General features: G+C 58.0%; 25 protein-coding genes and 2 tRNA genes. 11 read left to right on the plus strand and 16 right to left on the minus strand.

The genetic code is table 11. The features are described 5' to 3' along the window. Positions 1-59 precede the first annotated feature (59 nt). The 6 genes from A7Q00_RS07280 to fur all read right to left on the minus strand — a co-directional run bounded on the left by A7Q00_RS07280 (position 60) and on the right by fur (position 4,791). Complete coding sequence (locus A7Q00_RS07280; protein ID WP_064089922.1) at positions 60-1,751, minus strand: glutamine--tRNA ligase/YqeY domain fusion protein; 1,692 nt, start codon at positions 1,749-1,751, stop codon at positions 60-62. A 138-nt stretch (positions 1,752-1,889) separates the two neighbouring features. Continuing rightward, complete coding sequence (gene pncA, locus A7Q00_RS07285) at positions 1,890-2,486, minus strand: bifunctional nicotinamidase/pyrazinamidase (RefSeq protein ID WP_064089923.1); 597 nt, start codon at positions 2,484-2,486, stop codon at positions 1,890-1,892. A gap of 69 nt (positions 2,487-2,555) precedes the next feature. Continuing rightward, entirely contained in the window at positions 2,556-3,377 is an 822-nt protein-coding gene (gene dapD, locus A7Q00_RS07290) for a 2,3,4,5-tetrahydropyridine-2,6-dicarboxylate N-succinyltransferase (RefSeq protein ID WP_064089924.1), read from the minus strand. Between the two features lie 66 nt (positions 3,378-3,443). After that, positions 3,444-3,569, minus strand: coding sequence for a hypothetical protein (locus A7Q00_RS14175; RefSeq protein ID WP_281179008.1), 126 nt, complete (start codon positions 3,567-3,569; stop codon positions 3,444-3,446). Next, positions 3,566-4,315 carry a leucyl/phenylalanyl-tRNA--protein transferase gene (aat, locus tag A7Q00_RS07295; protein ID WP_064089925.1) on the minus strand — a complete coding sequence of 250 codons (750 nt, stop codon included), beginning with the start codon at positions 4,313-4,315 and terminating at the stop codon, positions 3,566-3,568. The genes A7Q00_RS14175 and aat overlap by 4 nt, the downstream gene beginning before the upstream one ends. A gap of 47 nt (positions 4,316-4,362) precedes the next feature. Next, positions 4,363-4,791, minus strand: coding sequence for a ferric iron uptake transcriptional regulator (gene fur, locus A7Q00_RS07300; protein ID WP_064089926.1), 429 nt, complete (start codon positions 4,789-4,791; stop codon positions 4,363-4,365). 123 nt (positions 4,792-4,914) lie between these two features. Between fur and A7Q00_RS07305 the strand changes: the two genes are divergently transcribed. The 7 genes from A7Q00_RS07305 (at position 4,915) to A7Q00_RS07335 (ending at position 10,651) form a co-directional block, all read left to right on the plus strand. Beyond that, a complete protein-coding gene (locus A7Q00_RS07305; protein ID WP_064090009.1) occupies positions 4,915-5,298 on the plus strand; it encodes an outer membrane protein assembly factor BamE in 384 nt (127 codons plus the stop codon). Between the two features lie 18 nt (positions 5,299-5,316). Further along, entirely contained in the window at positions 5,317-6,132 is an 816-nt protein-coding gene (gene dapB, locus A7Q00_RS07310) for a 4-hydroxy-tetrahydrodipicolinate reductase (RefSeq protein ID WP_064089927.1), read from the plus strand. A gap of 31 nt (positions 6,133-6,163) precedes the next feature. Then, positions 6,164-6,439, plus strand: coding sequence for an oxidative damage protection protein (locus tag A7Q00_RS07315; RefSeq protein ID WP_064089928.1), 276 nt, complete (start codon positions 6,164-6,166; stop codon positions 6,437-6,439). 97 nt (positions 6,440-6,536) lie between these two features. Beyond that, a complete protein-coding gene (gene dnaG / locus A7Q00_RS07320; RefSeq protein WP_064089929.1) occupies positions 6,537-8,327 on the plus strand; it encodes a DNA primase in 1,791 nt (596 codons plus the stop codon). A 45-nt stretch (positions 8,328-8,372) separates the two neighbouring features. Continuing rightward, positions 8,373-10,319 carry an RNA polymerase sigma factor RpoD gene (gene rpoD / locus A7Q00_RS07325; RefSeq protein WP_064089930.1) on the plus strand — a complete coding sequence of 649 codons (1,947 nt, stop codon included), beginning with the start codon at positions 8,373-8,375 and terminating at the stop codon, positions 10,317-10,319. 48 nt (positions 10,320-10,367) lie between these two features. Beyond that, a tRNA-Ile gene (locus A7Q00_RS07330) sits at positions 10,368-10,443 on the plus strand. Positions 10,444-10,561: 118 nt separating this feature from the next. Next, positions 10,562-10,651, plus strand: a tRNA-Ser gene (locus A7Q00_RS07335). A gap of 135 nt (positions 10,652-10,786) precedes the next feature. Here the strand turns inward: A7Q00_RS07335 and trpE are convergent. After that, positions 10,787-12,265 (minus strand): anthranilate synthase component I, encoded by a 1,479-nt coding sequence (gene trpE / locus A7Q00_RS07340; RefSeq protein ID WP_064089931.1) that lies wholly within the window; start codon positions 12,263-12,265, stop codon positions 10,787-10,789. Positions 12,266-12,555: 290 nt separating this feature from the next. Beyond that, positions 12,556-13,602: a recombinase RecA gene (gene recA / locus A7Q00_RS07345; RefSeq protein WP_064089932.1), complete on the minus strand. Its 1,047-nt coding sequence runs from the start codon at positions 13,600-13,602 to the stop codon at positions 12,556-12,558. 253 nt (positions 13,603-13,855) lie between these two features. Between recA and trmB the strand changes: the two genes are divergently transcribed. After that, positions 13,856-14,551 carry a tRNA (guanosine(46)-N7)-methyltransferase TrmB gene (trmB, locus tag A7Q00_RS07350; RefSeq protein ID WP_064089933.1) on the plus strand — a complete coding sequence of 232 codons (696 nt, stop codon included), beginning with the start codon at positions 13,856-13,858 and terminating at the stop codon, positions 14,549-14,551. Between the two features lie 250 nt (positions 14,552-14,801). Then, complete coding sequence (locus A7Q00_RS07355) at positions 14,802-15,380, plus strand: DUF4184 family protein (protein WP_064089934.1); 579 nt, start codon at positions 14,802-14,804, stop codon at positions 15,378-15,380. 299 nt (positions 15,381-15,679) lie between these two features. Here A7Q00_RS07355 and A7Q00_RS07360 read toward each other — a convergent pair whose 3' ends face one another. The 3 genes from A7Q00_RS07360 to A7Q00_RS07370 all read right to left on the minus strand — a co-directional run bounded on the left by A7Q00_RS07360 (position 15,680) and on the right by A7Q00_RS07370 (position 17,885). Further along, positions 15,680-15,946 carry a DUF4926 domain-containing protein gene (locus tag A7Q00_RS07360; RefSeq protein ID WP_064089935.1) on the minus strand — a complete coding sequence of 89 codons (267 nt, stop codon included), beginning with the start codon at positions 15,944-15,946 and terminating at the stop codon, positions 15,680-15,682. 183 nt (positions 15,947-16,129) lie between these two features. Beyond that, positions 16,130-16,849, minus strand: coding sequence for a beta-ketoacyl synthase chain length factor (locus A7Q00_RS07365; RefSeq protein WP_064089936.1), 720 nt, complete (start codon positions 16,847-16,849; stop codon positions 16,130-16,132). A gap of 145 nt (positions 16,850-16,994) precedes the next feature. After that, a complete protein-coding gene (locus A7Q00_RS07370; RefSeq protein ID WP_064089937.1) occupies positions 16,995-17,885 on the minus strand; it encodes a LysR family transcriptional regulator in 891 nt (296 codons plus the stop codon). A 118-nt stretch (positions 17,886-18,003) separates the two neighbouring features. Between A7Q00_RS07370 and A7Q00_RS07375 the strand changes: the two genes are divergently transcribed. Both A7Q00_RS07375 and A7Q00_RS07380 read left to right on the plus strand, forming a co-directional pair. Beyond that, positions 18,004-18,579 (plus strand): NADPH-dependent F420 reductase, encoded by a 576-nt coding sequence (locus A7Q00_RS07375; protein WP_064089938.1) that lies wholly within the window; start codon positions 18,004-18,006, stop codon positions 18,577-18,579. Positions 18,580-18,673: 94 nt separating this feature from the next. Then, on the plus strand, positions 18,674-19,156 hold the full coding sequence (locus A7Q00_RS07380) for a YybH family protein (RefSeq protein ID WP_064089939.1): 483 nt from the start codon (positions 18,674-18,676) through the stop codon (positions 19,154-19,156). Positions 19,157-19,313: 157 nt separating this feature from the next. Here the strand turns inward: A7Q00_RS07380 and A7Q00_RS07385 are convergent, their stop codons facing one another. The 5 genes from A7Q00_RS07385 to A7Q00_RS07405 all read right to left on the minus strand — a co-directional run bounded on the left by A7Q00_RS07385 (position 19,314) and on the right by A7Q00_RS07405 (position 23,503). After that, positions 19,314-20,417, minus strand: a complete 1,104-nt coding sequence (locus A7Q00_RS07385) for a beta-ketoacyl synthase N-terminal-like domain-containing protein (RefSeq protein WP_064089940.1) — start codon at positions 20,415-20,417, stop codon at positions 19,314-19,316. Between the two features lie 17 nt (positions 20,418-20,434). Continuing rightward, entirely contained in the window at positions 20,435-20,911 is a 477-nt protein-coding gene (locus A7Q00_RS07390; protein ID WP_064089941.1) for a hypothetical protein, read from the minus strand. 65 nt (positions 20,912-20,976) lie between these two features. Continuing rightward, positions 20,977-21,264: an acyl carrier protein gene (locus A7Q00_RS07395; protein ID WP_064083480.1), complete on the minus strand. Its 288-nt coding sequence runs from the start codon at positions 21,262-21,264 to the stop codon at positions 20,977-20,979. Position 21,265: 1 nt separating this feature from the next. Continuing rightward, positions 21,266-22,513, minus strand: a complete 1,248-nt coding sequence (locus A7Q00_RS07400) for an ABC transporter permease (protein ID WP_064089942.1) — start codon at positions 22,511-22,513, stop codon at positions 21,266-21,268. A 96-nt stretch (positions 22,514-22,609) separates the two neighbouring features. Next, positions 22,610-23,503, minus strand: a complete 894-nt coding sequence (locus A7Q00_RS07405; protein WP_064089943.1) for an ABC transporter ATP-binding protein — start codon at positions 23,501-23,503, stop codon at positions 22,610-22,612. Positions 23,504-23,563: the final 60 nt, after the last annotated feature.

Raw genomic sequence — 23,563 nt, forward strand, 5'->3', positions numbered from 1 at the left:
CGCTTCGCTATTTTTCAGACTGCCATTTTGGCGAACGGCGAAGGCAGCCTGAAATGCGTTTAAGCTTTGGCCTGCCAAGTGTCTTTCAGCGTAACCGTGCGGTTGAACACGGGTTTGCCTTTCGCGTGATCTTTGCGGTCGGTAACGAAATAGCCCAGCCGTTCAAACTGCCAGCGGCTCTCCGCAGGCAAATCGTTGGCGGCGGCTTCAACGTAGGCGGTGATTTCTTTAGCCGATTCGGGGTTGAGGAAATCGGTAAACGGCAGGTATGCGCCGTCTTCGCCACGCACGGCATCGGGGCGTTCCACGGTGAACAGGCGGTCGTACAGGCGCACGGTGGCGGGCACGGCATGTTCGGCGGAGAGCCAGTGGATAACGCCTTTTACTTTGCGGCCTTCGGGGTTTTTGCCCAAGGTGTCGTAATCCAAGCTGCATTTGAGTTCGACGATGTTGCCGGCGGCGTCTTTCACCACTTCGTCGCACTTCATCACATAGCTGTGGCGCAGGCGCACTTCACCGCCAAGGGTCAGGCGTTTCCAGCCTTTGGGCGGGTTTTCGCTGAAATCGTCGGCTTCGATGTAGAGCGTGGACGAAATCGGCAGTTCGCGGCTGCCCATGTCTTCGCGGTTCGGATGGTAGGGCGCGGTGCGGCTTTCGGCTTGGGCTGCATCGTAGTTGGTAAGCGTTACCTTGAGCGGGTTGAGCACGGCCATCATGCGCGGGGCGGAGTTTTCCAACTCTTCGCGAATCGCGCCTTCCAACACGCTCATATCGACCACGTTTTCAGATTTGGAAATACCGGCGCGTTTGGCAAACAGGCGCAGGCCTTCGGGCGTGTAGCCGCGGCGGCGCATGCCGGAAATCGTCGGCATACGCGGGTCGTCCCAGCCGGCAACGTGGCCTTCTGAAACCAGTTGATTCAGTTTGCGCTTGGAGGTGATGGAATACAGAAGCTCCAAACGGGAAAACTCGTATTGGCGCGGGCGGGTGGCGTGCGGCGCGGGGATGTTGTCCAACACCCAGTCGTAAAGCGGGCGGTGGGCTTCAAATTCGAGCGTACACAAGGAATGCGTGATACCTTCGATAGCATCGGAAATGCAATGCGTGTAGTCGTACATCGGGTAGATGCACCATTTGTCGCCGGTATTGTGGTGATGGGCGCGGCGGATGCGGTAGATGACGGGGTCGCGCATATTGATGTTGCCTGATGCCATGTCGATTTTCAGGCGCAGGGTTTTGCTGCCGTCAGGGAACTCGCCGTTTTTCATGCGTGTGAACAAGTCGAGGTTTTCTTCGACGCTGCGGTCGCGGTAAGGGCTGTTTTTGCCGGGTTCGGTCAGCGTACCACGGTATTCGCGCATTTCTTCGGGCGTCAAATCATCGACATACGCTTTGCCGTCTTTGATTAAACCGACGGCGTAGTCGTAAAGCTGGTCGAAATAATTGGAAGCGAAACGCGGTTCACCCGCCCAATGGAAACCGAGCCACTCGACATCTTCTTTGATGGCGTTGACGTATTCGTCGTTTTCTTTTTCGGGGTTGGTGTCGTCGAAACGCAGGTTGCACAAGCCGTCGTAAATATACGCCAAACCGAAGTTCAGGCAGATGGATTTGGCGTGACCGATGTGCAGGTAGCCGTTGGGTTCGGGCGGGAAACGGGTTTGGATGGCGCTGTGTTTGCCGCTTTTGAGGTCTTCTTCGATGATGGTACGGATGAAGTGGTTATCGGCGAATTGGTCTTTATTGAGCATGGTTTGGGCTACCTGAAAATAATGATGGTCGGGCGGATTTTACCTGAAAGCGCGGGCGGCTGTCAGATGCGGCGTTGGCTAAAATTTTTCAGGTAGCCTTTGATAACGCAGAGGCTACCTGAAAAACGCGAACCCAAGCTAATCGGCCAGCGAAAAATTCGGATGCGCCAGCAGTTCGGCTTTTTTGGCGGCGAAGCCTGCAGCATCGATAGCACGGGTGGCGTGCTCGAGCAGGCGCACGCGGAAGCCTTCGGCGAGCGCGTCGGCCATGCTGAAATACACGCAGAAATCGGCAGCCAGCCCCGCCACATCAATATCGGTTACGCCGTGGGCGCGCAAATAGGCGGCAAGCTGGGTGCTGCGACGGCGGCCGTTGTCGTAAAACGCGCTGTAGCTGTCGGTGTGCTTGTCCATGCCCTTGCGGAACACGGCGGCGATGGGCGTGGTGTTGAGCTCGGGATGGAACGCTGCTCCGCTGCTGCCGGCAATACAGTGGTCCGGCCACAGCACTTGCTCCAAACCGTGCAGGTTGATGACGTCGAACGGCTTTTTACCGGCATGGGCGGAGGCGAAGCTCTCGTGTCCGGCGGGATGCCAGTCTTGCGAGGCCACCACCAGCGGATAGCCGCCGATAATCCGGTTTACCGGCTCGATAATGGCATCGCCTTCGGCCACAGGCAGGCGGCCGCTTGGCATGAAGTCGTTTTGGATATCGACAAGAAGAAGGGCTCGCATGGTTTTCTCCTAAGTTAAATAGCTTTCAGGTAGCCTTCTTGCAAACAGGCTACCTGAAAATCCGGCAAGCTACACGCCGCGCAGCAGTTCGTTCACGCTGGTTTTGGCGCGGGTTTGCGCGTCTACTTTCTTCACGATGACGGCGCAGTATAGGCTGTGCGTGCCGTCTTTGGCGGGCAGGCTGCCGGACACCACCACCGAACCGGCGGGCACGCGGCCGTAGTGGATTTCGCCGGTTTCACGGTCATAAATTTTGGTGGACTGGCCGATGTACACGCCCATGGAAATCACGCTGCCCTCTTCCACTATCACGCCTTCCACAATTTCGCTGCGCGCGCCGATGAAGCAGTTGTCTTCAATAATGGTGGGCGCGGCCTGCAAAGGCTCTAGCACGCCGCCGATGCCCACGCCGCCGCTCAGGTGCACGTTTTTGCCGATTTGCGCACAAGAGCCCACGGTGGCCCAAGTGTCCACCATCGTGCCCTCGTCCACATAGGCACCGATGTTCACATAAGAGGGCATCAGCACCACGTTTTTGCCGATGAAGCTGCCGCGTCGCGCCACGGCGCCGGGCACGGCGCGGAAACCGGCTACCTGAAACTGCTGCGGAATCCAATCGGCGAATTTAGTCGGCACTTTGTCAAAATATTTACTCACCCCGTCGCTGGATACTTCGTTATCGGCAATGCGGAAGGAAAGCAGCACGGCCTTTTTCGCCCACTCGTTCACTTTCCACTGCCCCACGCCCTGCCGCTCGGCCACGCGCAGGCTGCCGGAATCGAGCTGATAAATCGTATCGAGCACGGCTTCTTTCACTTCGGCGGAAACGCTGTGCGGGGTAATTTCGGCGCGCTGTTCAAACGCGGTTTCGATGATATTTTGTAGAGACATGGTTTTTCCTTGCAGGTGATGGGTGATACGGCGGATTCACTTCTGCAGAAGCGTGACAGCCCGGTACTAAAGCAGGTTTATCCGCCATAGAGTAAGCGGGAGGCTACCTGAAATTTTCAAGTAGCCTGCAATCTGAAACAGCCGATATTGTGCCATGTAACACGCCTCTTGCGAACCGGTTTCGGCAATCATTCTTCCTTGCCAAACCACGCGCCCTGCTGTTGGAGCAGGCGCTGGCCAATGGGCTCGGCAAGCGTTTGTGCAGTCAGGCGGTTTAATTCGGCCTGGAAATCGTCAAAAGCCAGCAGCTCCGAGCCGAAACGCGCCAGATGCGGCGTGTCTTGCTGGCAATCGATTAAGGCGATGCCGCAGCGCTGCAAAAACGGCACGGCGTGGGCAAAGGCGATTTTCGAGGCGTCGTTCTGCCAGGCAAACATCGATTCGCCGAAAAACATCCGCCCAATCTGCACGCCATAAAGCCCGCCGGCCAACAGCAGATGCCCGCCCTCATCGGGATACCAGCATTCGAACGAATGCGCATGGCCGATGTGGTGCAGCTCGTTGTAGGCTACCTGAAACGCCGGTGCGATCCAGCTGCCGCCCTGATGCGGCCTGGGCGTGGCGGCGCAGGCGGAAATCACGGCGTGGAAGTTTTGATTAACCGTTACCGCATAATGCCGATTGCGCATGGTCTTGGCCAGCGAGCGGCTGATGTGCAGCCGCTGAGGGTACAGCACCGTGCGCGGCGCGGTGGCAAACCAAAAAAACAGGCCATCCTCCTCAAACCACGGGAAGATGCCCTGTTGATAGGCTGCCAAAAGCCGTTGTGCCGTCAAATCCCGGCTCACTGCCACCAGGCCGTCGTGTTCGGCAATGGCCTGATGCGGGTCTGGGAACTGCAAACAGCCTTCCGGCAGCAAAGGAATATTTTGAGCCATAAAGGCCACCTTTCGGAGCCGTGAGGCTACCTGAAAATGCCGCCTGCTTATAAATGGTGTTTCTGCTGACAATCGCCGCACACGCCATACAGATACAGCGCGTGATCCACGATGCGGTAGCCGTTATCTTCGGCAATTTTACCCTGCAGGCTTTCGATGGTGGGGTTGTGAAACTCGGTAACCTTGCCGCATTTCACGCACACGATGTGGTCGTGGTGGTCGCCTTTATTCAGCTCGTACACCGCCTTACCGCTCTCGAAATGGTGGCGCAACAAAATATCGGCCTGTTCGAACTGGGTTAAAACGCGGTAAATGGTGGCCACGCCGATTTCAACGCCCTCTTCTAGGAGGATGCGGTATACGTCTTCCGCGCTCAGATGCTCTTCGGCGTGGGTTTCAAACAAATCCAAAATCTTCAGGCGCGGGCCGGTTACTTTCAGGCCGCTGCCTTTGAGTTGTGCAATATTGTTTTCCATGATGTATGATGTTCTGTCGCTCAAATTTGTCAGCAACCGTTATAATACGCATTTTTAAGGCACTTGCCCACCTTTAAATTACTCAGCCGGGGCGGTGCGCGATTTATCTTGAAAGGCATGTTTGTGAATAAATCCGTTTATTTGGCCTTGGCCGCCTGCATCGGTTTGGCCGCGTGCAGCACCGAACGCCTCGCCCGCTTCCCCTCCTACAAGCTCACTATCGTGCAGGGCAACGAACTCGACTTGCAGGCCGTAGCCTCGCTGCACCAAGGCTTGAGCAAAGAGCAGGTGCAGCACATCCTGGGCACGCCGCTGCTGCGCGACCCGCTGCACGGCAACCGCTGGGACTACGTTTTCGAAGTGAGCCGCGGCGGCAAAGTGCGCGAACGCAAAAACCTCACCCTGTATTTCGATGCGAACGATTCCCTGGTTAAAGCCGAAGGCGACGTATTGGACGAGTTGCGCAAACAGCAACAAGCCGCGCCTGCCGGCCAAACCGCGCAATAATCCCGCTTGAGGAATATTATGTCTGCCATCATTAAAGTTGCCTTGGCCGGGGTGAACGGCCGCATGGGCAAAGTGCTGGTTGAAGCCGTAGCCGCCAATCCGCACACCGTGCTCACCGGCGCGCTGGAACACGCAGGCTCCGAAGCTTTGGGTTTGGATGCCGGCCATGCTTCCGGCTTGAAAACGGGCGTAGCCATCAGCAGCGACGTCGATGCCGTGCTCGCCAACTGTGACGTGCTCATCGATTTCACCCGCCCCCATGTTTCAGGTAGCCTTTTGCCCCGCTGCGCCGAACGCGGCATCAAAATGGTTATCGGCACCACCGGTTTCGACGAAGCGGGCAAAGCCGCCATCGCCGCCGCCGCCGAACACACCGGCATCGTGTTTGCCGCCAACTTCAGCATCGGCGTCAACCTCACCTTCCACATCCTCGACACCGTAGCCCGCGTGCTGAACGAAGGCTACGACATCGAAATCATCGAAGCGCACCACCGCCACAAAGTGGACGCCCCCAGCGGCACCGCGCTGCGCATGGGCGAAGTGATTGCCCGCGCCCTTGGCCGCAACCTGGCCGACTGCGCCGTGTATGGCCGCGAAGGCCACACCGGCGCGCGCAACCCGCAAACCATCGGCTTTGCCACCGTGCGCGGCGGCGATATTGTAGGCGAACACACCGCCCTGTTTGCCGGCGAAGGCGAACGCGTGGAAATCACCCACAAAGCCTCCAGCCGCATGACCTTCGCCGCCGGCGCCGTGCGTGCCGCCGTATGGCTGCAGCAGCAACGCACCGGCCTATACGACATGCAAGACGTATTGGGCCTAAACAACCGTTAAACCCACCCGCACCACCTAAAAAGGAAATCACATGACCCGCATGGTAAACTGCATCAAACTGGGCAAAGAAGCGCCCGGCCTCAAATTCCCGCCCCTGCCCAACGATTTGGGCAAGCGCATTTTCGAACACGTATCGCAAGAAGCATGGGATGCCTGGACGCGCCACCAAACCATGCTCATCAACGAAAACCGCCTCAGCCTGGCCGACCCGCGCGCCCGCCAGTATCTCGCCCAGCAGATGGAAAACTACTTCTTCGGCGACGGTGAGGCCGACACGGTGCAAGGCTACGTTCCGCCCGCCGAATAACCCCGCCCGACAAAGGCTACCTGAAAAAGGCTACCTGAAAATCCCCGCCATGGTTTTCAGGTAGCCTCAATCCGTTTCCCAAACCAAGCGCCGAAGCATGATTCCCAGCGAATTCATCGACGAGCTGCTGGCCAAAACCGATATTGTCGACATCATCGACGAGAGCGTGCCGCTGAAGAAAGGCGGCGCCAACTACATGGCCTGCTGCCCGTTCCACAAAGAAAAGACCCCGTCGTTCTCCGTCAGCCCGAGCAAACAGTTCTACCACTGCTTCGGCTGCGGCGCACACGGCACGGCCATCGGTTTCGTCATGGAATACCAAGGGCTGGGCTTCACCGAAGCCGTACAGTATCTGGCCGACCGTGCCGGCATGGCGGTGCCGCAGCAAAAAGGTCGGCAAGAAAGCCCCGAAGCGCGCGCGCGCCGCAAACAGCGCCAGCAAACCCTGGAAGAAACCACCGCCCAAGCCGCTGCCTTCTACACCCGCGAGCTGGCTGCCAACGAAGCAGCCAAAGGCTACCTGAAAAAACGCGGCCTCTCCGACGAAGTCGCCGCCCACTACGGCCTGGGCTACGCGCCCGACAGCTGGCGGCCGCTGGCGCAAAGTTTCACCCCCTACCCTTCCGAAGCGCTGGTCAACAGCGGCATGGTGATTGAAAAAGACGGCAGCCACTACGACCGCTTCCGCCACCGCATCATGTTCCCCATCCGCAACAGCAGCGGGCAGGTTATCGGCTTCGGCGGCCGCGTGTTGGACGACTCCAAACCCAAATACCTCAACTCGCCCGACACCCCGCTGTTCGATAAAGGCAAAAACCTCTACGGCCTCTACGAAGCCCGTGCTGCCGTAAAAGAAGCCGGCCGCATCCTAGTGGTGGAAGGCTATATGGACGTGGTTGCGCTGGCGCAGTTCGGCATCGGCTATTGTGTGGCCGCACTGGGCACCGCCACCACCGCCGAGCACGTTAAAATCCTGATGCGCCAAACCGACAGCATCTATTTCTGCTTCGACGGCGACGCGGCCGGCCGCAAAGCCGCCTGGCGTGCATTGGAAAACGCCCTGCCCCAGCTGAAAGACGGCAAATCGCTGCACTTCCTCTTCCTGCCCGAAGGCCACGACCCCGACAGCTATGTGCGCGAACACGGCCGGGAACGTTTTGAAGATATGCTGCTGCACCAAAGCAAGCCGCTTTCCGCCTATTTTTGGGACGCGCTCACCGCCAAGCTTGATTTGCGCAGCCAAGAAGGCAAGGCCGAACTGGTGAAAAACGCCACCCCGCTGCTCACCCAGATTACCGCCCCCGCCCTCGCCTTCCTGCTTAAGCAGGAACTGAGCAACTTAGTGGGCATCGACCCGGCCAATCTGGCGCATCTGATGGGGCAGGAAGCCCCCAAACGCCACGTTGCCCAGCAACGCTACACCCTGCCGCGCCAAACCTTCCGCCAACCGCAAATGCTGAGCTTGGCGCAACAACAAATCCGCCGCCTATTGATAAATCCGCAATGGGCTACATATATCGACCTACCCGACCATCTGGAACTGGATACCGACCTTGCCTGCCTGAGCGTCATGGCCGCCCATGTGCGCCGCAGCCCTTCGCCGCTATCCAGCGCCGGATTGATGGAAGCCATGCGCAACACCCCCTATTACGGCAATATTAGCCGCATCATGCAGTCCGGCACGGACAGCGCTCACTTTGAGGGGGATGGCGAATCCGACGCACTGAATTTCCAATCGGGTATGCAAAAATTGATGAACGCCTTGAAAACCCAGCAAGTTGAAGCGTTGAAACGCAAACGCATCGAACACGGCTTGAGCGATGACGAAACCAAACTGCTGCTGGAGCTTTTAAGGCATCCTCCCGCCAACGGCAACGGCACCACCTAGGGCAATGCCGATTACACCGACCGACCTGTGAACAACGAGAGAAACATGTCCGAACAGAACAATCCCGCCACCGAAGAACAAGACGAAAGCAACCGCCCGCTCACCCCGGAGGAGCAAAGGGCACGGCTCAGACAGCTGATTCTGCAAGGTAAAGAACGCGGCTACATCACCTACGCCGAAATCAACGACGCCCTGCCCGACGATATGTCAGATGCCGAGCAAATCGACAATATCGTCAATATGATTTCCGGCCTGGGCATTCAGGTAACCGAAGAAACGCCCGACAGCGAAACCCTGCTGATGGCCGACAACACGGCCAACATGACCGACGACGACGCCGTTGCCGAAGCCGAGGCCGCCCTCTCCAGCGCCGACTCAGAATTCGGCCGCACCACCGACCCGGTACGCATGTATATGCGCGAAATGGGGCAGGTGGATTTGCTCACGCGCGAAGACGAAATCGTTATCGCCAAAAAAATCGAAACCGCCCTGCGCAACATGATTCAGGCCATCTCCGCCTGCCCCGGCTCGGTTGCCGAAATCCTCGAACTGATTGAAAAGGTTCGCAACGACGAAATCCGCGTGGACGAAGTGGTGGAAGACATCATCGACCCGCATGAAGAGCTGCTCGACGAATTGGGCATCGGCGTGGAAAAGGCCGAAGAATCTGCGCCGGATACCGATTTGGAGGAAAGCGAAGACGAAGAGGCCGACGAAGAAGACGCCGACGAAGAGGATGCCGGCGCCATCTCCGCCGCCAACCTCGAAGAGCTCAAACAAAAAGTGCTGGCCCACTTCGAAGGCATCGAAGCCACCTACAAAAAAATGGTTGCCGCACTGCAAAAACACCACAGCCAACACAAAACCTACCTCACCCTGCGCAACCAGATCGCCGACCAGCTGCTCAACGTGCGCTTTACCACCCGCCAGATTGAAACCCTGAGCAACAATCTGCGCACCCGCGTAGACAGCATCCGCCGCCTGGAGCGCGAAATCCGCGACATCTGCCTCAACCGCGTGCACATGGATCGGGACTACTTCATCAACAACTTCCTGCCCAATATCACCGATTTAAACTGGGTGGAAGCCGAAATCGGTAAAAACCGCGTGTGGAGCGAAGCCCTGAGCCGCTTCCAATACGCCATTATCGAAAAGCAGAATATTCTTATCGAACAAGAGCAGCACGCGCAGATTTCCATTGCCGAGCTGAAAGAAATCAGCAAAAACATGGTGGCGAACGAAAAAGAAACCGCCGCCGCCAAGCAGGAAATGATTCAGGCCAACTTACGCCTGGTGATTTCCATCGCCAAAAAATACACTAACCGCGGCCTGCAATTCCTCGATTTGATTCAGGAAGGCAATATCGGTCTGATGAAAGCGGTGGATAAATTCGAATATCGGCGCGGCTACAAATTCTCCACCTACGCCACCTGGTGGATACGCCAAGCCATCACCCGTTCGATTGCCGACCAAGCGCGTACCATCCGCATCCCGGTGCACATGATTGAAACCATCAATAAAATGAACCGCATCTCGCGCCAGTATCTGCAAGAAACCGGCGAAGACCCGGATGCCGCCAAATTGGCCGAACTGATGGAAATGCCAGAAGACAAAATCCGCAAAATCATGAAGATTGCCAAAGAGCCGATTTCCATGGAAACCCCCATCGGCGATGATGACGACAGCCACTTGGGCGACTTCATCGAAGACGTGAACAACATCGCTCCGGCCGACGCCGCCATGTATTCCAGCCTGCGCGAAGCCACCAAAGACGTTTTGGAAAGCCTTACCCCGCGTGAAGCCAAAGTTTTGCGCATGCGTTTCGGCATCGACATGAACACCGACCATACGTTGGAAGAAGTGGGCAAACAGTTCGACGTAACCCGCGAGCGCATCCGCCAAATCGAAGCCAAAGCCCTGCGCAAACTGCGCCACCCCACCCGCAGCGACCGCTTGCGCAGCTTCCTAGACAGCGAGGAAAACAAACAGTAATCCTTGCTAGACCGGCGGCTTATCGGTACAATGCCGCCCTTCCTAGCCGGGTCTGTAGCTCAGGGGTTAGAGCAGAGGACTCATAATCCTTTGGTCGCTGGTTCGAGACCAGCCAGACCCACCAAGAATAGGCTCACAGGCTGCACACCGTTGCAGCCTGTTTTCTATTAGAAGCCCTCCTGCTACCAAAAATAATGCTGGTCAAACTCCCAAAAATCCTGTATAGTTCGCGCTCTTGAACTGGAAGCGTGGCAGAGTGGTTTAATGCAGCGGTCTTGAAAACCGTCGTGGGGTTAGACCCACCGTGAGTTCGAATCTCACCGCTTCCGCCAAATTGAAAAAACCTTCGTTGCAAAACGAAGGTTTTTTGTTTGGGCTGTTCTGTTGGCTGGGAAAAGGCTACCTGAAAACTTCGCTTCACTCTGTTTTCAGGTAGCCCTATCTTTTTCAGGTAGCCTTTCCTGACTCTATCCATCCAACCCCTGCTGCACCATCTCGGCAGCGCGCAACACGGCGCGAGCTTTGTTTTGGGTTTCCTGCCATTCGGCTTCTTCGTCGGAATCGGCCACGATGCCGCCGCCGCTTTGCACGTAGAGCGTGCCGTTTTTGATCACGGCGGTGCGGATGGCGATGGCTAAGTCCATGTCGTTGTTGAAGCTCCAGTTGCCCACGGCGCCGCCGTAGATGCAGCGTTTGGCCGGCTCGAGCTCTTCGATGATTTCCAGCGCACGCACTTTGGGGGCGCCGGAGAGTGTGCCGGCGGGGAAGGTGGCGGCGAGGATGTCCATGTTGCCGATGCCGGGTTTGAGCTCGCCTTCCACGTTCGACACAATGTGCATCACATGCGAATAGCGTTCAATCACCATTTTATCGCTTACCTTCACGCTGCCGGTTTGGCTGATGCGGCCCACGTCGTTCCGGCCCAAGTCGATAAGCATAACGTGTTCGGCGATTTCTTTGGCATCGGCCAGCAGGCTCTCGGCTTGAGCAGCATCTTCTTCCGGCGTTTTGCCACGCAGGCGAGTACCGGCGATGGGGCGCACGGTGATTTGGTTGCGCTCGCGCCGCACGAGGATTTCGGGCGAAGAGCCGACGATGTGGAAATCGCCGAAATCGTAGTAAAACAGATAGGGCGAGGGATTGAGCGTGCGCAGGGCGCGGTAGAGGCTGAGCGGTTTGTCGGCGAAGGGCAGGCTCATGCGCTGGCTGGGCACCACCTGCATGCAGTCGCCGTCTAAAATATATTGGCGGATGCGGCGCACGTATTCTTTATAGCGCGCTTCGCCGGTTTCGTGCTGCGGGGCGGTTTGGGCGCTGCCGAGCGAGAGCGGCAGGGCAACGCTTTGGCGCAGCTGTTCACGCAAGGCTTCGAGCCGCTCGCGGGCTTTCAGGTAGCCTGCTTCGTCGGCAGCGGGGTCGGCATACACGATGAGGTGGATTTTGCCGCTGAGGTTGTCCACCACGGCCAGCTCTTCGGAGAGCATGAGCAAAATATCGGGCGTGCCGATTGGGTCGGCTTTCGCAGGCTGTTTCAGGCGGTGGGCAAGCTGCTCGAAGTGGTAGATGGTTTCATAGCCGAAGTAGCCCACCAAGCCGCCGATGAAGCGCGGCAAGCCGGGGATTTCGGGCACTTTATAGCAGGCGTGGAACTGCTCGATGAAGGGCAGCGGGTTGCCTTCGTATTGCTCGACGATTTGGCCGTTGTGGTACACCTCTACCCGCCGGCCGCTGGCTTTCAAATAGGTGCGGCTCGGCAGTCCGATAAAGGAATAGCGGCCGAAACGTTCGCCGCCCACCACGGATTCGAGCAGGTAGCTGAAGGGGCGGTTGGCGAGCTTGAGGTAGATGGAAAGCGGGGTGTCCAAATCGGCCAGCAGCTCTTGCACCAGCGGGATGCGGTTGTAACCGGCGGCGGCTTGTTCGCGGAATTGTTGCAGGGTAATCATGGTGTGGGTTTAAAGCGGTTGGGATGAGGGCTACCTGAAAAATTATAGTGAATCAAAATTGCCATGCTACCGCGTTGGTTCGCCTTGACGTACTGCCTGTACGCCTTGCAGCTCGCCGCCTGGTATCATTTTTATTTTAATCCACTACTAAAGGCTACCTGAAAACGGAGCGAAGCGAAGTTTCTGCGAAGCTAAAACGTAGCGTAGCGAAGTTTCTGCGGAGCTCAAGCGCAGCTTCAACGAAGCTAAAACCTTTCGCCAAATATTTTCAGGTAGCCTTTACAACCGGCCTACTCTTCCGGCTGTTCGCCGTCAGTTTCGTCGCGCTGGCCTTCGGTAATCTCGATGTTGATGCCGACTTCCTTGCGGATTTGTGCTTCGATTTCGGCGGCCACTTCCAGGTTTTCCTTCAGCCACACGCGCACGTTGTCTTTGCCTTGGCCGATTTTGTCGCCGTTGTAGCTGTACCACGCGCCGGATTTTTTGATGATGCCGACTTTGTCGCCCCAATCGATCAGCTCGCCTTCGCGGCTTACGCCTTCGCCGTAGAGGATGTCGAACTCGGCTTGACGGAACGGCGGCGCCACTTTGTTTTTAATCACTTTCACGCGGGTTTCGTTGCCCAGGATGTCGTCGCCTTTTTTAATCTGGCCGATGCGGCGGATATCGAGGCGCACGGAGGCGTAGAACTTGAGCGCGTTGCCGCCGGTGGTGGTTTCCGGGCTGCCGAACATCACGCCGATCTTCATGCGGATTTGGTTGATGAACACCACCAAAGTGTTGGTTTTCTTAATGTGGCCGGTGAGCTTGCGCAAGGCCTGGCTCATCAGGCGGGCCTGCAGGCCGACGTGGCTGTCGCCCATTTCGCCTTCGATTTCCGCTTTCGGCACCAGCGCGGCCACGGAGTCGATCACCACCATGTCCACCCCGCCGGAGCGCACCAGCATATCGCAGATTTCCAGTGCCTGTTCGCCCGTGTCCGGCTGCGATACCATCAACTCTTCCACTTTCACGCCCAGCTTGCGCGCGTAAATCGGGTCGAACGCGTTTTCCGCATCGATAAAGGCACACACGCCGCCGTTTTTCTGACACTGCGCAATGGTTTCCAAACACAGCGTGGTTTTGCCGGAAGATTCCGGGCCGAAGATTTCCACAATGCGCCCGCGCGGCAAACCACCCACGCCCAGCGCCAAATCCACGCCCAAAGAGCCGGTGGAAATCACTTCCAAGTTTTCATCCTGATGGCTGCCGTCCATCTTCATGATGGCGCCTTTGCCGAAATTCTTTTCAATCTGCGCCAACGCGGCGGCCAGAGCCTTTGCTTTATCGTTTGACATGAGCTAATCCCGTATGAAGTGTGAATAAATCTGGCGGATTATCGCACAAAGCACCGCCGCTGTGTTTGCCGGAAAGCGGTTGAAACTTGAGCGCCCTGCCCGATGCTGGCAATATATAGTGAATTCACAAAAACCGGTACAGCGTTGGCTTGCCTTGCTGTACTATTGTACTATCTGCGGCTCGCCGCCTTGTCCCGATTTAAATTTAAATCCACTAGAGCGCCATTTAATCCATACATTGCAGATACCCAACATGACTCAATCCGATGCCCAACACGAACAACACCCGCGCAGCATCAAATCCTTCGTTTTGCGCCAAGGCCACATGACCCCCGCCCAGCAGCGCGCCATCGATGAAAACTGGCCGCGCTTCGGCCTAGATTTCCAACACGCGCCCGTTGATTTAAACGCCGCCTTCGGCCGGGAAGCCCCGAAAATCCTCGAAATCGGCTTCGGCATGGGCACCGCCACCACCGAAATCGCCAAAAGGCTACCTGAAAAAGATTTTCTCGCCATCGACGTGCACGGCCCCGGCGTGGGCAATTTGTGCAAACTCATGGCCGAGCAGGATATTGCCAATATCCGCGTGATGCGCCACGATGCCGTGGAAGTGGTGGAAACCATGCTGCCCGACGCCTGCCTGAGCGGCATCCACATCTTCTTCCCCGACCCCTGGCACAAAAAACGCCATCACAAACGCCGCCTGATTCAAGCCCCCTTCGTGGCCAAACTGCTGCCCAAACTCAAAAGCGGCGGCTATATCCACCTCGCAACCGACTGGGAAGAATACGCCGTGCAGATGCTCGAAGTGCTGGGCAGCTTCCCCGAGCTGCGAAACACCGCCGAAGCCTACGCCCCCACCCCGGCCTACCGCCCCGAAACCAAATTTGAAGCCCGCGGCAAACGGCTCGGGCACGGCGTGTGGGATTTGGTGTTTGAAAAACGCTGACGGCAATTTTCAGGTAGCCTTTGTCTACCGTTCTTTGCCCGCATACCAACATTTTTCTACCCGACTCAAAACAGGCTACCTGAAAGTGCAGCTTCAATATAGTGAATTAACAAAAATCAGGATAAGGCAACGAGCCGCAGACAGTACAGATAGTACGGCAAGGCGAGGCAACGCTGTACTGGTTTTTGTTAATTCACTATAAAACCCGCTTCAGGTAGCCCCTTGCCACACCCGCCCATCTTCTCCCGCCATGCCCTTCACCCTTGCCCACCCCGTTGCCGTGCTGCCCTTTGCCCGCTGCCGCCGCGTCCACTTCCCGGCCATGGTTATCGGCAGCCTCGCGCCGGATTTCGTGTATTTCCTGCACGGCCGCGCCGTGCCGGGCGGGCATGGTTTGACTAATCTGCTGTGGCCGAACCTGCCGCTGTGTTTCGCCCTCTACGCGCTCTATCTTGCCTTGTGGCACCGCACCCTGTGCAACTTCCTGCCCGACTGCCTCAATGCGGCCTACAGGCTACCTGAACATGCCCTAGCCGCCGACCCGCAAAACTGCCGCCAAATAGCGGCCGTACTGTTTACCTTTGTTTTCAGCGCCCTGTTCGGCATGATTACCCATCTGTTTTTAGATGCCTTCACCCACCCGACCGGCTGGTTTGTGCAACACTTTGCCCCGCTGCAACAGCCGCTGCTCGTCCTGCCGGCCTATAAGTGGCTGCAATATGGCGGCGGCGTGTTCGGCTTGGGCGGCTGCCTGCTGTTTGCACTCCACGCCGCCCGCCACCGCCCGCACCGCTCGGCCAAAACCGCACGGCAGAAAAGCCGCTTCTAGGCAGCCTGCGCCCTGCTGACGCTCTGCGGCTGGGCACTCTGGCAAACCGCCGCGCCTATCCCGTTGGCTCACGCCGCCACCCAAACCATCCGCCTCATCGACTGCGCCGTGCTCGGCTTTTCACTGCTGTGCGCGGTATGGCGTTTCGTTTGCAGATAGCAAACCAACTTAACTCCCGCTACTATAGTGGATTAAATTTAAATCAGGACAAGGCGGCGAGCCGCAGACAGTACAAATAGTACGGCAAGGCGAGCCAACGCTGTACTGGTTTTTGTTAATTCACTATACAAACTGCTTTTTCAGGTAGCCTCTTGCTTGGCTGTGCCAACAACCGGCGCGGCCTCGTTTGGGTTCTCGGGCAAGCTCTCCGAAACGGCTGCCCTTTTTAAATCCGATTTCCCGTTTAAGGCGAGCAGGGCTAAAGTTTCGCCGTTCCCGCCCACAAATTCGACTTCGTATTCATCATTTCCGTATCTGTCCACAACCGCGCCGCGCATGCCTGCCCGCAGGCGGTGTTCGGGAAGGTCTTTAATCAGTTCGACCACATCTAATAATTGATACGGCATAGTGCTGCTCCATCAAAGGGATAGTGGATGAACAAAAACCAGTACGGCGTTGCCTCGCCTTGCCGTACTATCTGTACTGCCTGCGGCTTTGTCGTTTTGTCTTGATTTTTGTTCATCCACCATAAACCAAAATAAGGCCGCGGGCGGCAGGGCTGGCCAATGCGGCAGCATTGCTATGTTTATTCACTCATCGGCAGCAAGCGGCTCTATCTGCAAGGCAGGCCAGATGCCGTGCGGCGGCAGCAGAAGCCCGCCCCGCTCGTGCAAGCGCCCGTCCAAAGCCAGCGCTGCGGGCAGGAAGGCGCTGTGGTGCGGCAGATCGGCGGATGCGCTGCCTGCGGCCATGATTATCCGCCAGCCCTGCCGCTGCGGCATCGGGCTACCTGAAATTTTCCACCACACGCTGCCTTCCTGCTCGTCCTGCCCCGACTGCTCATAGGCCCAGCCCAACAGCACGGTTTGCCCGGGCTCGGCCAGTAATGCGTTCAGCACGGCATACAGCGGGTTGAGGCAGCTTTCGGCATCGGCGGCGAGAAACACGCTGTTGCCGCTGCTGCCGAGGATTTGCGCCAGCTGGAACGTGGCGGCGTTGTGGAGGTTGGCCATGAAGTCGAGCGGCGAGGGCTGTCCGGCCACCAGTTTCTGCCGCATCGAGACCATGCGGGAGGGGGAGCTGAACGGCGAGGCGAGATAAATGGCAGGGTTTTCAGGTAGCCCTTGGCACAGCGGCAAAGCGCCGAGCAGGGCGAGCAGGGTGAAACGGCTCAGGCGGCGGGCATCGATGCCGTATTGCTCGCGCAAAAGGCGGCGCAGTTCAGCATCAGGCTGCTGCGGCTCGGCCAAGAAGCGGCTGCCGGCCTGGATGCGGCACAGTGGCCGATTAGGGGAAAAATCTGCCAGCATATTCGGCAATCGTCCTTTCTGTTTTCAGGTAGCCCGATATAGTGGATTAAATTTAAATCAGAACAAGGCGGCAAGCCGCAGACAACACAGGGACACGGCAAGGCGAGGTAACGCAATCCCTGTTTTTATTAATTCACCATATTTTTCAGGTAGCTTTCTTTCCGCCAAACACTTCTTTCAACGCTTCCAGCACAGCCGTGTTTTTCGCCGACTGTTTGGCATGGGCAACGACGGCATAGATATTCTTTTCGGCAATCCGATGTTGCGGCAACACGATTTTCAGGCGCCCGCTGTCGAGCAATGAGGCGATTTCGAGCGACAGGGCAAGGGTCAATCCCAGCCCTTCAGCGGCAAGATAGTAGGCGCTGGCGGCGGATGAAGGGCATTCGGTCAGGCTGTCGGGCCAACGCCCAGACAGGCCGAGTTCGGCCAAGGCGGCGCGCAGAATAGCCTCGCTGTGGCACAGCCAGTGTGCCGCAAGCAGGTCTTCAACCTGCTTAACGGGATGCGCGGCCAGATAATCCGGGGCGGCGCAGATGTGCATTAGGCAGCTAGTCAGACGGCGGGCAACATTATCAGGAGACGCGGCAATTTCGCCGGCGCGGATGGCAATGTCGGCATCATTATGCTGCAAATCAACGGCTTCATCTTGCGCCATCAGGATGATGCGAATGTCAGGATGGCGTTCGCGCACCGTACCCAGCAGGCGGCGGGTTTCGGGCGCGTTGACGAAGCCTGTGGGCAGCGAAATCCGCACCTGCCCGCTCGGGCAGTGTTTCAGCGCGGCCATGTCGTCGTCGGCCTGCCGCATGGTTTGCACCAAATGCTCGGCATGGTGCAGCAGCACCTGCCCGGCTTCGGTCAGCTCCAGGCGGCGCGTGCTGCGGTTGAGCAGTTTTACGCCGTAGAGCCGCTCCAAATGCCGCATGTGCTGGCTCACCGCGCTAGCGGTCATGCCCAGCGGCACAGCGGCGCGGCTCATATTGCCCTGTTTGGCCACTTCGGCAAAAATCAGCAGCAGTTTCGCCTTTTCCATCTCAAGCTCCGCTTCAAACTGTTTCAAGAAATATACGGATTATCAAGCAATGCTTATCCGAATACAATGCGCTCCAAGGTTAAGCAATTCTTTTCAACTCGTATCTTAGGAGCAAAAAATGGCAAATATTTCTATTTTCGGACAAGGCAATATGGGCAACGCCATCGGCGGTCTGTTTCAGGCGGCAGGGCATCAGGTTTCATTTGTGAAGCGCGGAGAGGCAAACTCACAGTTGGGCGACATTATCGTGCTGGCCGTGCCCTTTGCCTCGGTAGACGGCATTATTGGCCAATACGCCGCGCAGCTCGCAGGCAAAACCGTGGTGGACATCACCAATCCGGTTAATTTCGACACGATGGATGGCCTACTGGTATCCGCAGGCAGCTCCGCCGCCAAGTACATCGCCACCAAATTGCCGCAAAGCCGTGTGCTCAAAGCCTTCAACACCAACTTTGCCGCCACCCTCGCCAGTCGCAAAGTGGCCAACAAAGCAAAAACCACCGTGCTGATTGCCGGCGACAGCGATGAAGCCAAGCAGCAGCTGGTCGACGCACTGAAAGGCAGCGGCGTGTACAGCAAAGACGCGGGCAGCCTGAAACGGGCACGCGAGCTGGAAGCCTTCGGCTTCCTCGCCATCACCCTGGCCGTGCGCGAGCAAATCGGCTGGACGGGCGGCTTTGCATTGTTTGACTGATTCAGCCCGAAAGGCTACCTGAAAAGCAAAACAACTTTTCAGGTAGCCTTACCATAACCAACCGACATTTTTCCTTCTTTTAAGGAGTCAACACGTGAAAGAACTGATGACCATCCTCGTGGCCGCCGCCGCATTTGCCGTACCCGCCGCCTATGCCGACACCCAAACAGCACCCGATGCCGTGATTCATGCCAACCGCCAAGACCAAACCGCCATCAACCGTCTGTTGGCCGATTACGCTGCCGCACTCAAAACCGAATCACCGCAAGCCGTTGCCGCCCTGTTTACGGCAGACGGCGTGGTTATGCCGTATTCCTCGCCCACGGCTGCCGGTAAGCAGGGGCTGGAGGGCAACTACTCGGGGCTGTTTGCCAATGTCGGTTTGGATTTGGATTTCACCGTGCTGGAAATGAACGTGCTGGGCAGATACGCCTTCGTACGCTCCACTTCCAAAGGCCCGGTTACCGTCAAATCCACCCGACAAACCGCGCCCGATGACTTCCGCGAACTTTGGGTGATGGAAAAAGTAAACGGCCAATGGAAAATCGCACGCTATATGTTCAACCAATCGCACTAACGCTTACACCATAAAGCCAGGGCAAACCGCTCTCACCCGTAAATTTGCCCTTTGCCGCATCTTTCCAAAGGCTACCTGAAAATACCGGGAATCTGTTTTCAGGTAGCCTTATCAATCCACGCCGCACAACATCCGCACCATTTCATGCGAATCTGCTTCAACCCCGCCAATCCAACACCCAGGCGCAATGGCTGCCGCCGAAGCCGAGGAAATAGTTCAGATAACTGCCGTTTGGCAGCGGCTGGCCGTGCAGGGTGGGCAAGGGGAAATCGGGGGTGGATACAGGCAGGGGCGGCAGGCGGCCTTGTTGCAGGGCGGCGTGCAGCAGGGCGGTTTCCAAGGCGGCGGTGGCGCCGAGGGTGTGGCCGGTGTAGGGCTTGAACAGCAGGGCGGGGGTATGCGGCCAGATTTGGCGGCGCACCTGCATTTCTACTTCATCGCTCAGGCCGCCGCTGCCGTGGGTTTTCACGCCGCGCAAATCCGGCGCAGTCATTCCGGCGCGGCGCAGGCATTCGGCAAGCAGGCTGTGCAGCGGTTCGGCGGAGGAGGCGGTGAGGTTGAGGTGGTCGGTTTGCGCGGTAAAACCGTGCAGGCGGCAGGCATAATCGCGGTGCGGCTGGGTAGAGAGTGCCAGCGCGGCCATACCTTCACCCAACACCAGCCCGCCTGCATCGAGAAACGGCAGCCTGCCCGGCTCGGTGTCGAGCAGATTCATGGCATAGAAATGCTCGAAGGTGAGCCGGTTGAAGCTTTCAAAACCGACCACGATGGCGCGTTCGGCCAAGCCGTTTTCGATGCTGCGGGCGGCGGCGAGCAGGGCTTGGGCGGCGGCGGTGCAGGAGGTGGCGAAGCTGAATACGTTGGGACTGCGCAAACGGGTTTTCAGGTAGCCTGCAATTTCACACAGGGTGTAGTGTTCTTCTTCTGGGCTGGCAGCCGGTGCCGCTTCGCGGTCGGGCATCACATAGGAGGTGGAACCGATAAACACGGGAATACCGGCCAGGTTGTCTGCCTCCCAGCCAGCTGCTGTAGCGGCTTGGCGGATTTGAGCCTCAATCCAGTCGCACAGCTGCGCTAGTGTGGCCGGGGCGGCGAAATACGGCAGCTCGCGCGGCTGCCCCAGGCCGTGTGCGGTACGGATGGCGGGCGGCAGAAAGGGCGTTTCAGGTAGCCCGAACGGGCGGCTGCCCTGCCCTTGTGCGCACCAATAGCTGCTGCCGCACAAATAGGCGGCTCGGGATGGGGTGTTTGTGGTGTTCATTTTTCAGGTAGCCCTTTTCAGGTAGCCTCAGGCGGTCTGCCCGGCGTTTCCAGCACTTCCCATTCGTACTCCGCCTCATGGATGGCCAGCGCATGGCCGTTTTCTAGATACAGCCCGAAATCGCCGTATTGTTCAAACCAATGATCCAAAGCGGCCTGCAAGGCGGGCAGGGAAATGAGTGCCCAGAAGCCGAAGCCGTTTTCTTCCAGGCTTATCCACGCCTTATCGGCTACCAAGGCGCGTATCCGGCGCAGCATGTCGGCGCGAGCAGCTTGATGCTGGGCTTGGCGGAGCAGGTGGCCGATGATGCCGTTTTGATGGAACGGGAAGGCGGCGGCGGCCGGGTTAGTAAGCCGATAGATGCCGCTGTCGACAAACCGGCGGGCAATCTCGCCATCTGTGGATTGGATGTCGGCAATGTTTAAAAAGGCGTAGCGCTGCCGCAGGCGGGTTTGGGCGTTGCGCTGTTGGAGTTGGACGATTTTGGGGTTCATGCGGTGTGCTTAGCGATACGGCAAAGGCTACCTGAAAACAGGCAGAACGGTTTTTCAGGTAGCCTTTATGCGCCGTGCTGTTCGCGGATAAAGGCGGCCAAATCGCGCACGTTCATCATGTGTTTGCGCACCATGCGGTCGCCGTTGAGGCGTACGCCGTAATGGGCTTGCAGGGCGACGGTGATTTGCAGCGCGTCGAGCGAATCGAGGCCGACCGGGCTTTCCGGGCCGAACAGCGGGGAGTCGTCGGCAAAGGCGGCCATGTCTACGTCGTCTTGTTTTTCGGTTTCGCGCACAATCAGGCTTTTCAAGGCCTGCTCCAGCGCGGGGGAGCTTAAATCGGGCGTGTTCACTTTAAAATCTCGCTTGGGTTTTGAGTTGGCGGCGGTAGAGCGCGGTGGCAGCGGCGAGGGCGGCCAGGCCGAAACCGGCCAGGCGCAGCAACTGCGGGGCGATTTGCGCCAGGGTGTAATGGTTTAACAGCAGCTTCTGGAAGGCGGACAAGCCCCAGCCCATCGGCGAGAGCTGGGAGAGCTGCTGCATCAGCGCAGGCATGATGTGCACCGGCACCATCACGCCGCCCAGTGCGGCCATGATGATGATGCCCCCGCCGCCCAGCACCACGGCGTGTTCGGAGGTTTTGGCCAGCACGCTCACCAAAAGCCCGTAGCCCAGCGCGGCCAGGCTCACGGCGCAGGATACGGCGGCATAGCCCGCCCAGCCCCCGGCCAGCGCAAAGGCGGGCATACCGAGCAGGGGCAGCACCCATGCGCCCAGCGCCACCATGCCGACAAACTGCAACTGGTTGATTAAGAAGTAGGGAATCAGTTTCGCAGCCAAGAGTTTCCAAGCGGGGGCACGCGCCATGTTCAGGCGGGTGAGCGTATTGGTCTGCCGCTCCATCGCCATCACGTTGGATAGCGGTATCATGATGAAAAACATGCCGAAAATCAGCCAGGCGGGCACGCTGTGCTGCACGGAGTTGGGCTGCTCCACCGCCTCGCCCTGCCGGTTCATATAGGTTTCCTGCCACATTTCGCGCCCCAGATAAGTTTCGATTTGGCCGAACTTATTGTCCAATTCTTTGTTCACTTGGTCTTGAATGCGGCGCACGGCGGGGTTTTTGTTGTTGTCCAACACGATTTCGTTGCCATCGAAATACTGCGCCAGGCGCGCCTGGGTGTAGTGCTGGCGCATCAGGCCTTTGATGCCGAGCAGCCAGCCGCGGTCGGCATCGGGCTGGAGCCACAGGCGCAGGGGCTGTTCTTTTTCCAGCGGGGTGGTTTCATCGTTTGGATTGAGCAGCAGCAAATCGGCCTCGCCGCGCTGTAAGGCTACCTGAAACTCGGCCAGGCGGCTTTTATCGGCCAGCTGCACTTTCAGCTTCTCGTTTTGCAGGGCTTGCAGAAACTGTTGGTTAAGCGGGCTGTCGGGTTTGCCAAGCAGCACGATTTGCGCGTCGGGATTGAGGTTTTCCCGGCTGCTGCTCAAGGCGGCCGACATAATCAGCATAAACAAAATCGGCATCACAAACAGCACAGCCACGCCGTGCAGGTCGCGGCTGAGCAGCTTGAGTTCTTTGGTGATGGCGGCGGCTAGCATGAGGCCGGTCTCGCGGGGGAAAATGGTTGCATATGGTTAATTATATGATGCTTATTGGTTTCAGGTAGCCCTTGCTTGCGGGCGGCTGTTTTCTTTTCAGGTAGCCTGTTTGGCCAAAAAGTCCAAATAAAAGCTTTCCAGCGAAGCAAAGCCGAAACGGCAGGCTTCGGGGGCGTAGCCTTTATCTTGCAGCGCGGCCAGCAGTTCGGCGGGCGTATCGGTATCGAAATGCAGCGTGCCGTCGGCGGCGCGGCGGCCTTGCAGCGCGGCCAGCTCGGCATCGGGCAGCGGCGGCACGGTGCGCAAGGCCAGGCCGGATTGCCCGCCTTGGCGCAACACCTCATGCAGGCCGCCGTGATACACCAGCCGCCCGCCGTACAGCAGCGCAATATCTCGGCACAACAGCTCGATTTCCTGCAAATAATGCGAGGTGTAAACCACCGTGATGCCCTGCCGCGTGAGCGCGGCCACGCTGTCCAAAATAAAGCGGCGCGATTCGGGGTCGATGCCCACGGTGATTTCGTCCAAAAAAATCAGCTTGGGGCGGTTGATGAGGCCGATGGCGAAGTTTAAGCGCCGCTTCAGGCCGCCGGAGAGGTGTTTGGCTAACTTGGCGCGGTGTTCGGCCAAACCGGCCTGCTCCAGCAGGGTTTTCAGGTAGCCTTCGTCGCGCACGGCATACAGCGCGGCGAAAAAGCGCATATTGTCCCACACCGAGAGCAGGGGATAAAAGGCGAAATCCTGCGGCACCAGCGAAATACGCTGCCGCTCTTTGGCCGGCAGCCTACCCAGCGGCACGCCGTCAAACAAAATCTGCCCGCCCTGCACCGGCAACAGCCCGGCCAAAAGCGACATCAGCGTGGTTTTGCCCGCGCCGTTGGGGCCGAGCAGGCCCAGCGCCGCTCCTTCGACTATCGGCAGGCTCACGCCGTTGAGCGCGTTTTCCCGCGATTTGGGGTAGCGATAGGTAATTTCTTGTATTTCAATCATAAATTTCTAAATTTTAAACCAAATCAGCGGCAGCCGGCCGTTTTGCCAGGCTACCTGAAA

Origin of the sequence: Eikenella halliae (assembly GCF_001648475.1) — a bacterium.
GTDB classification, from domain to species: domain Bacteria; phylum Pseudomonadota; class Gammaproteobacteria; order Burkholderiales; family Neisseriaceae; genus Eikenella; species Eikenella halliae.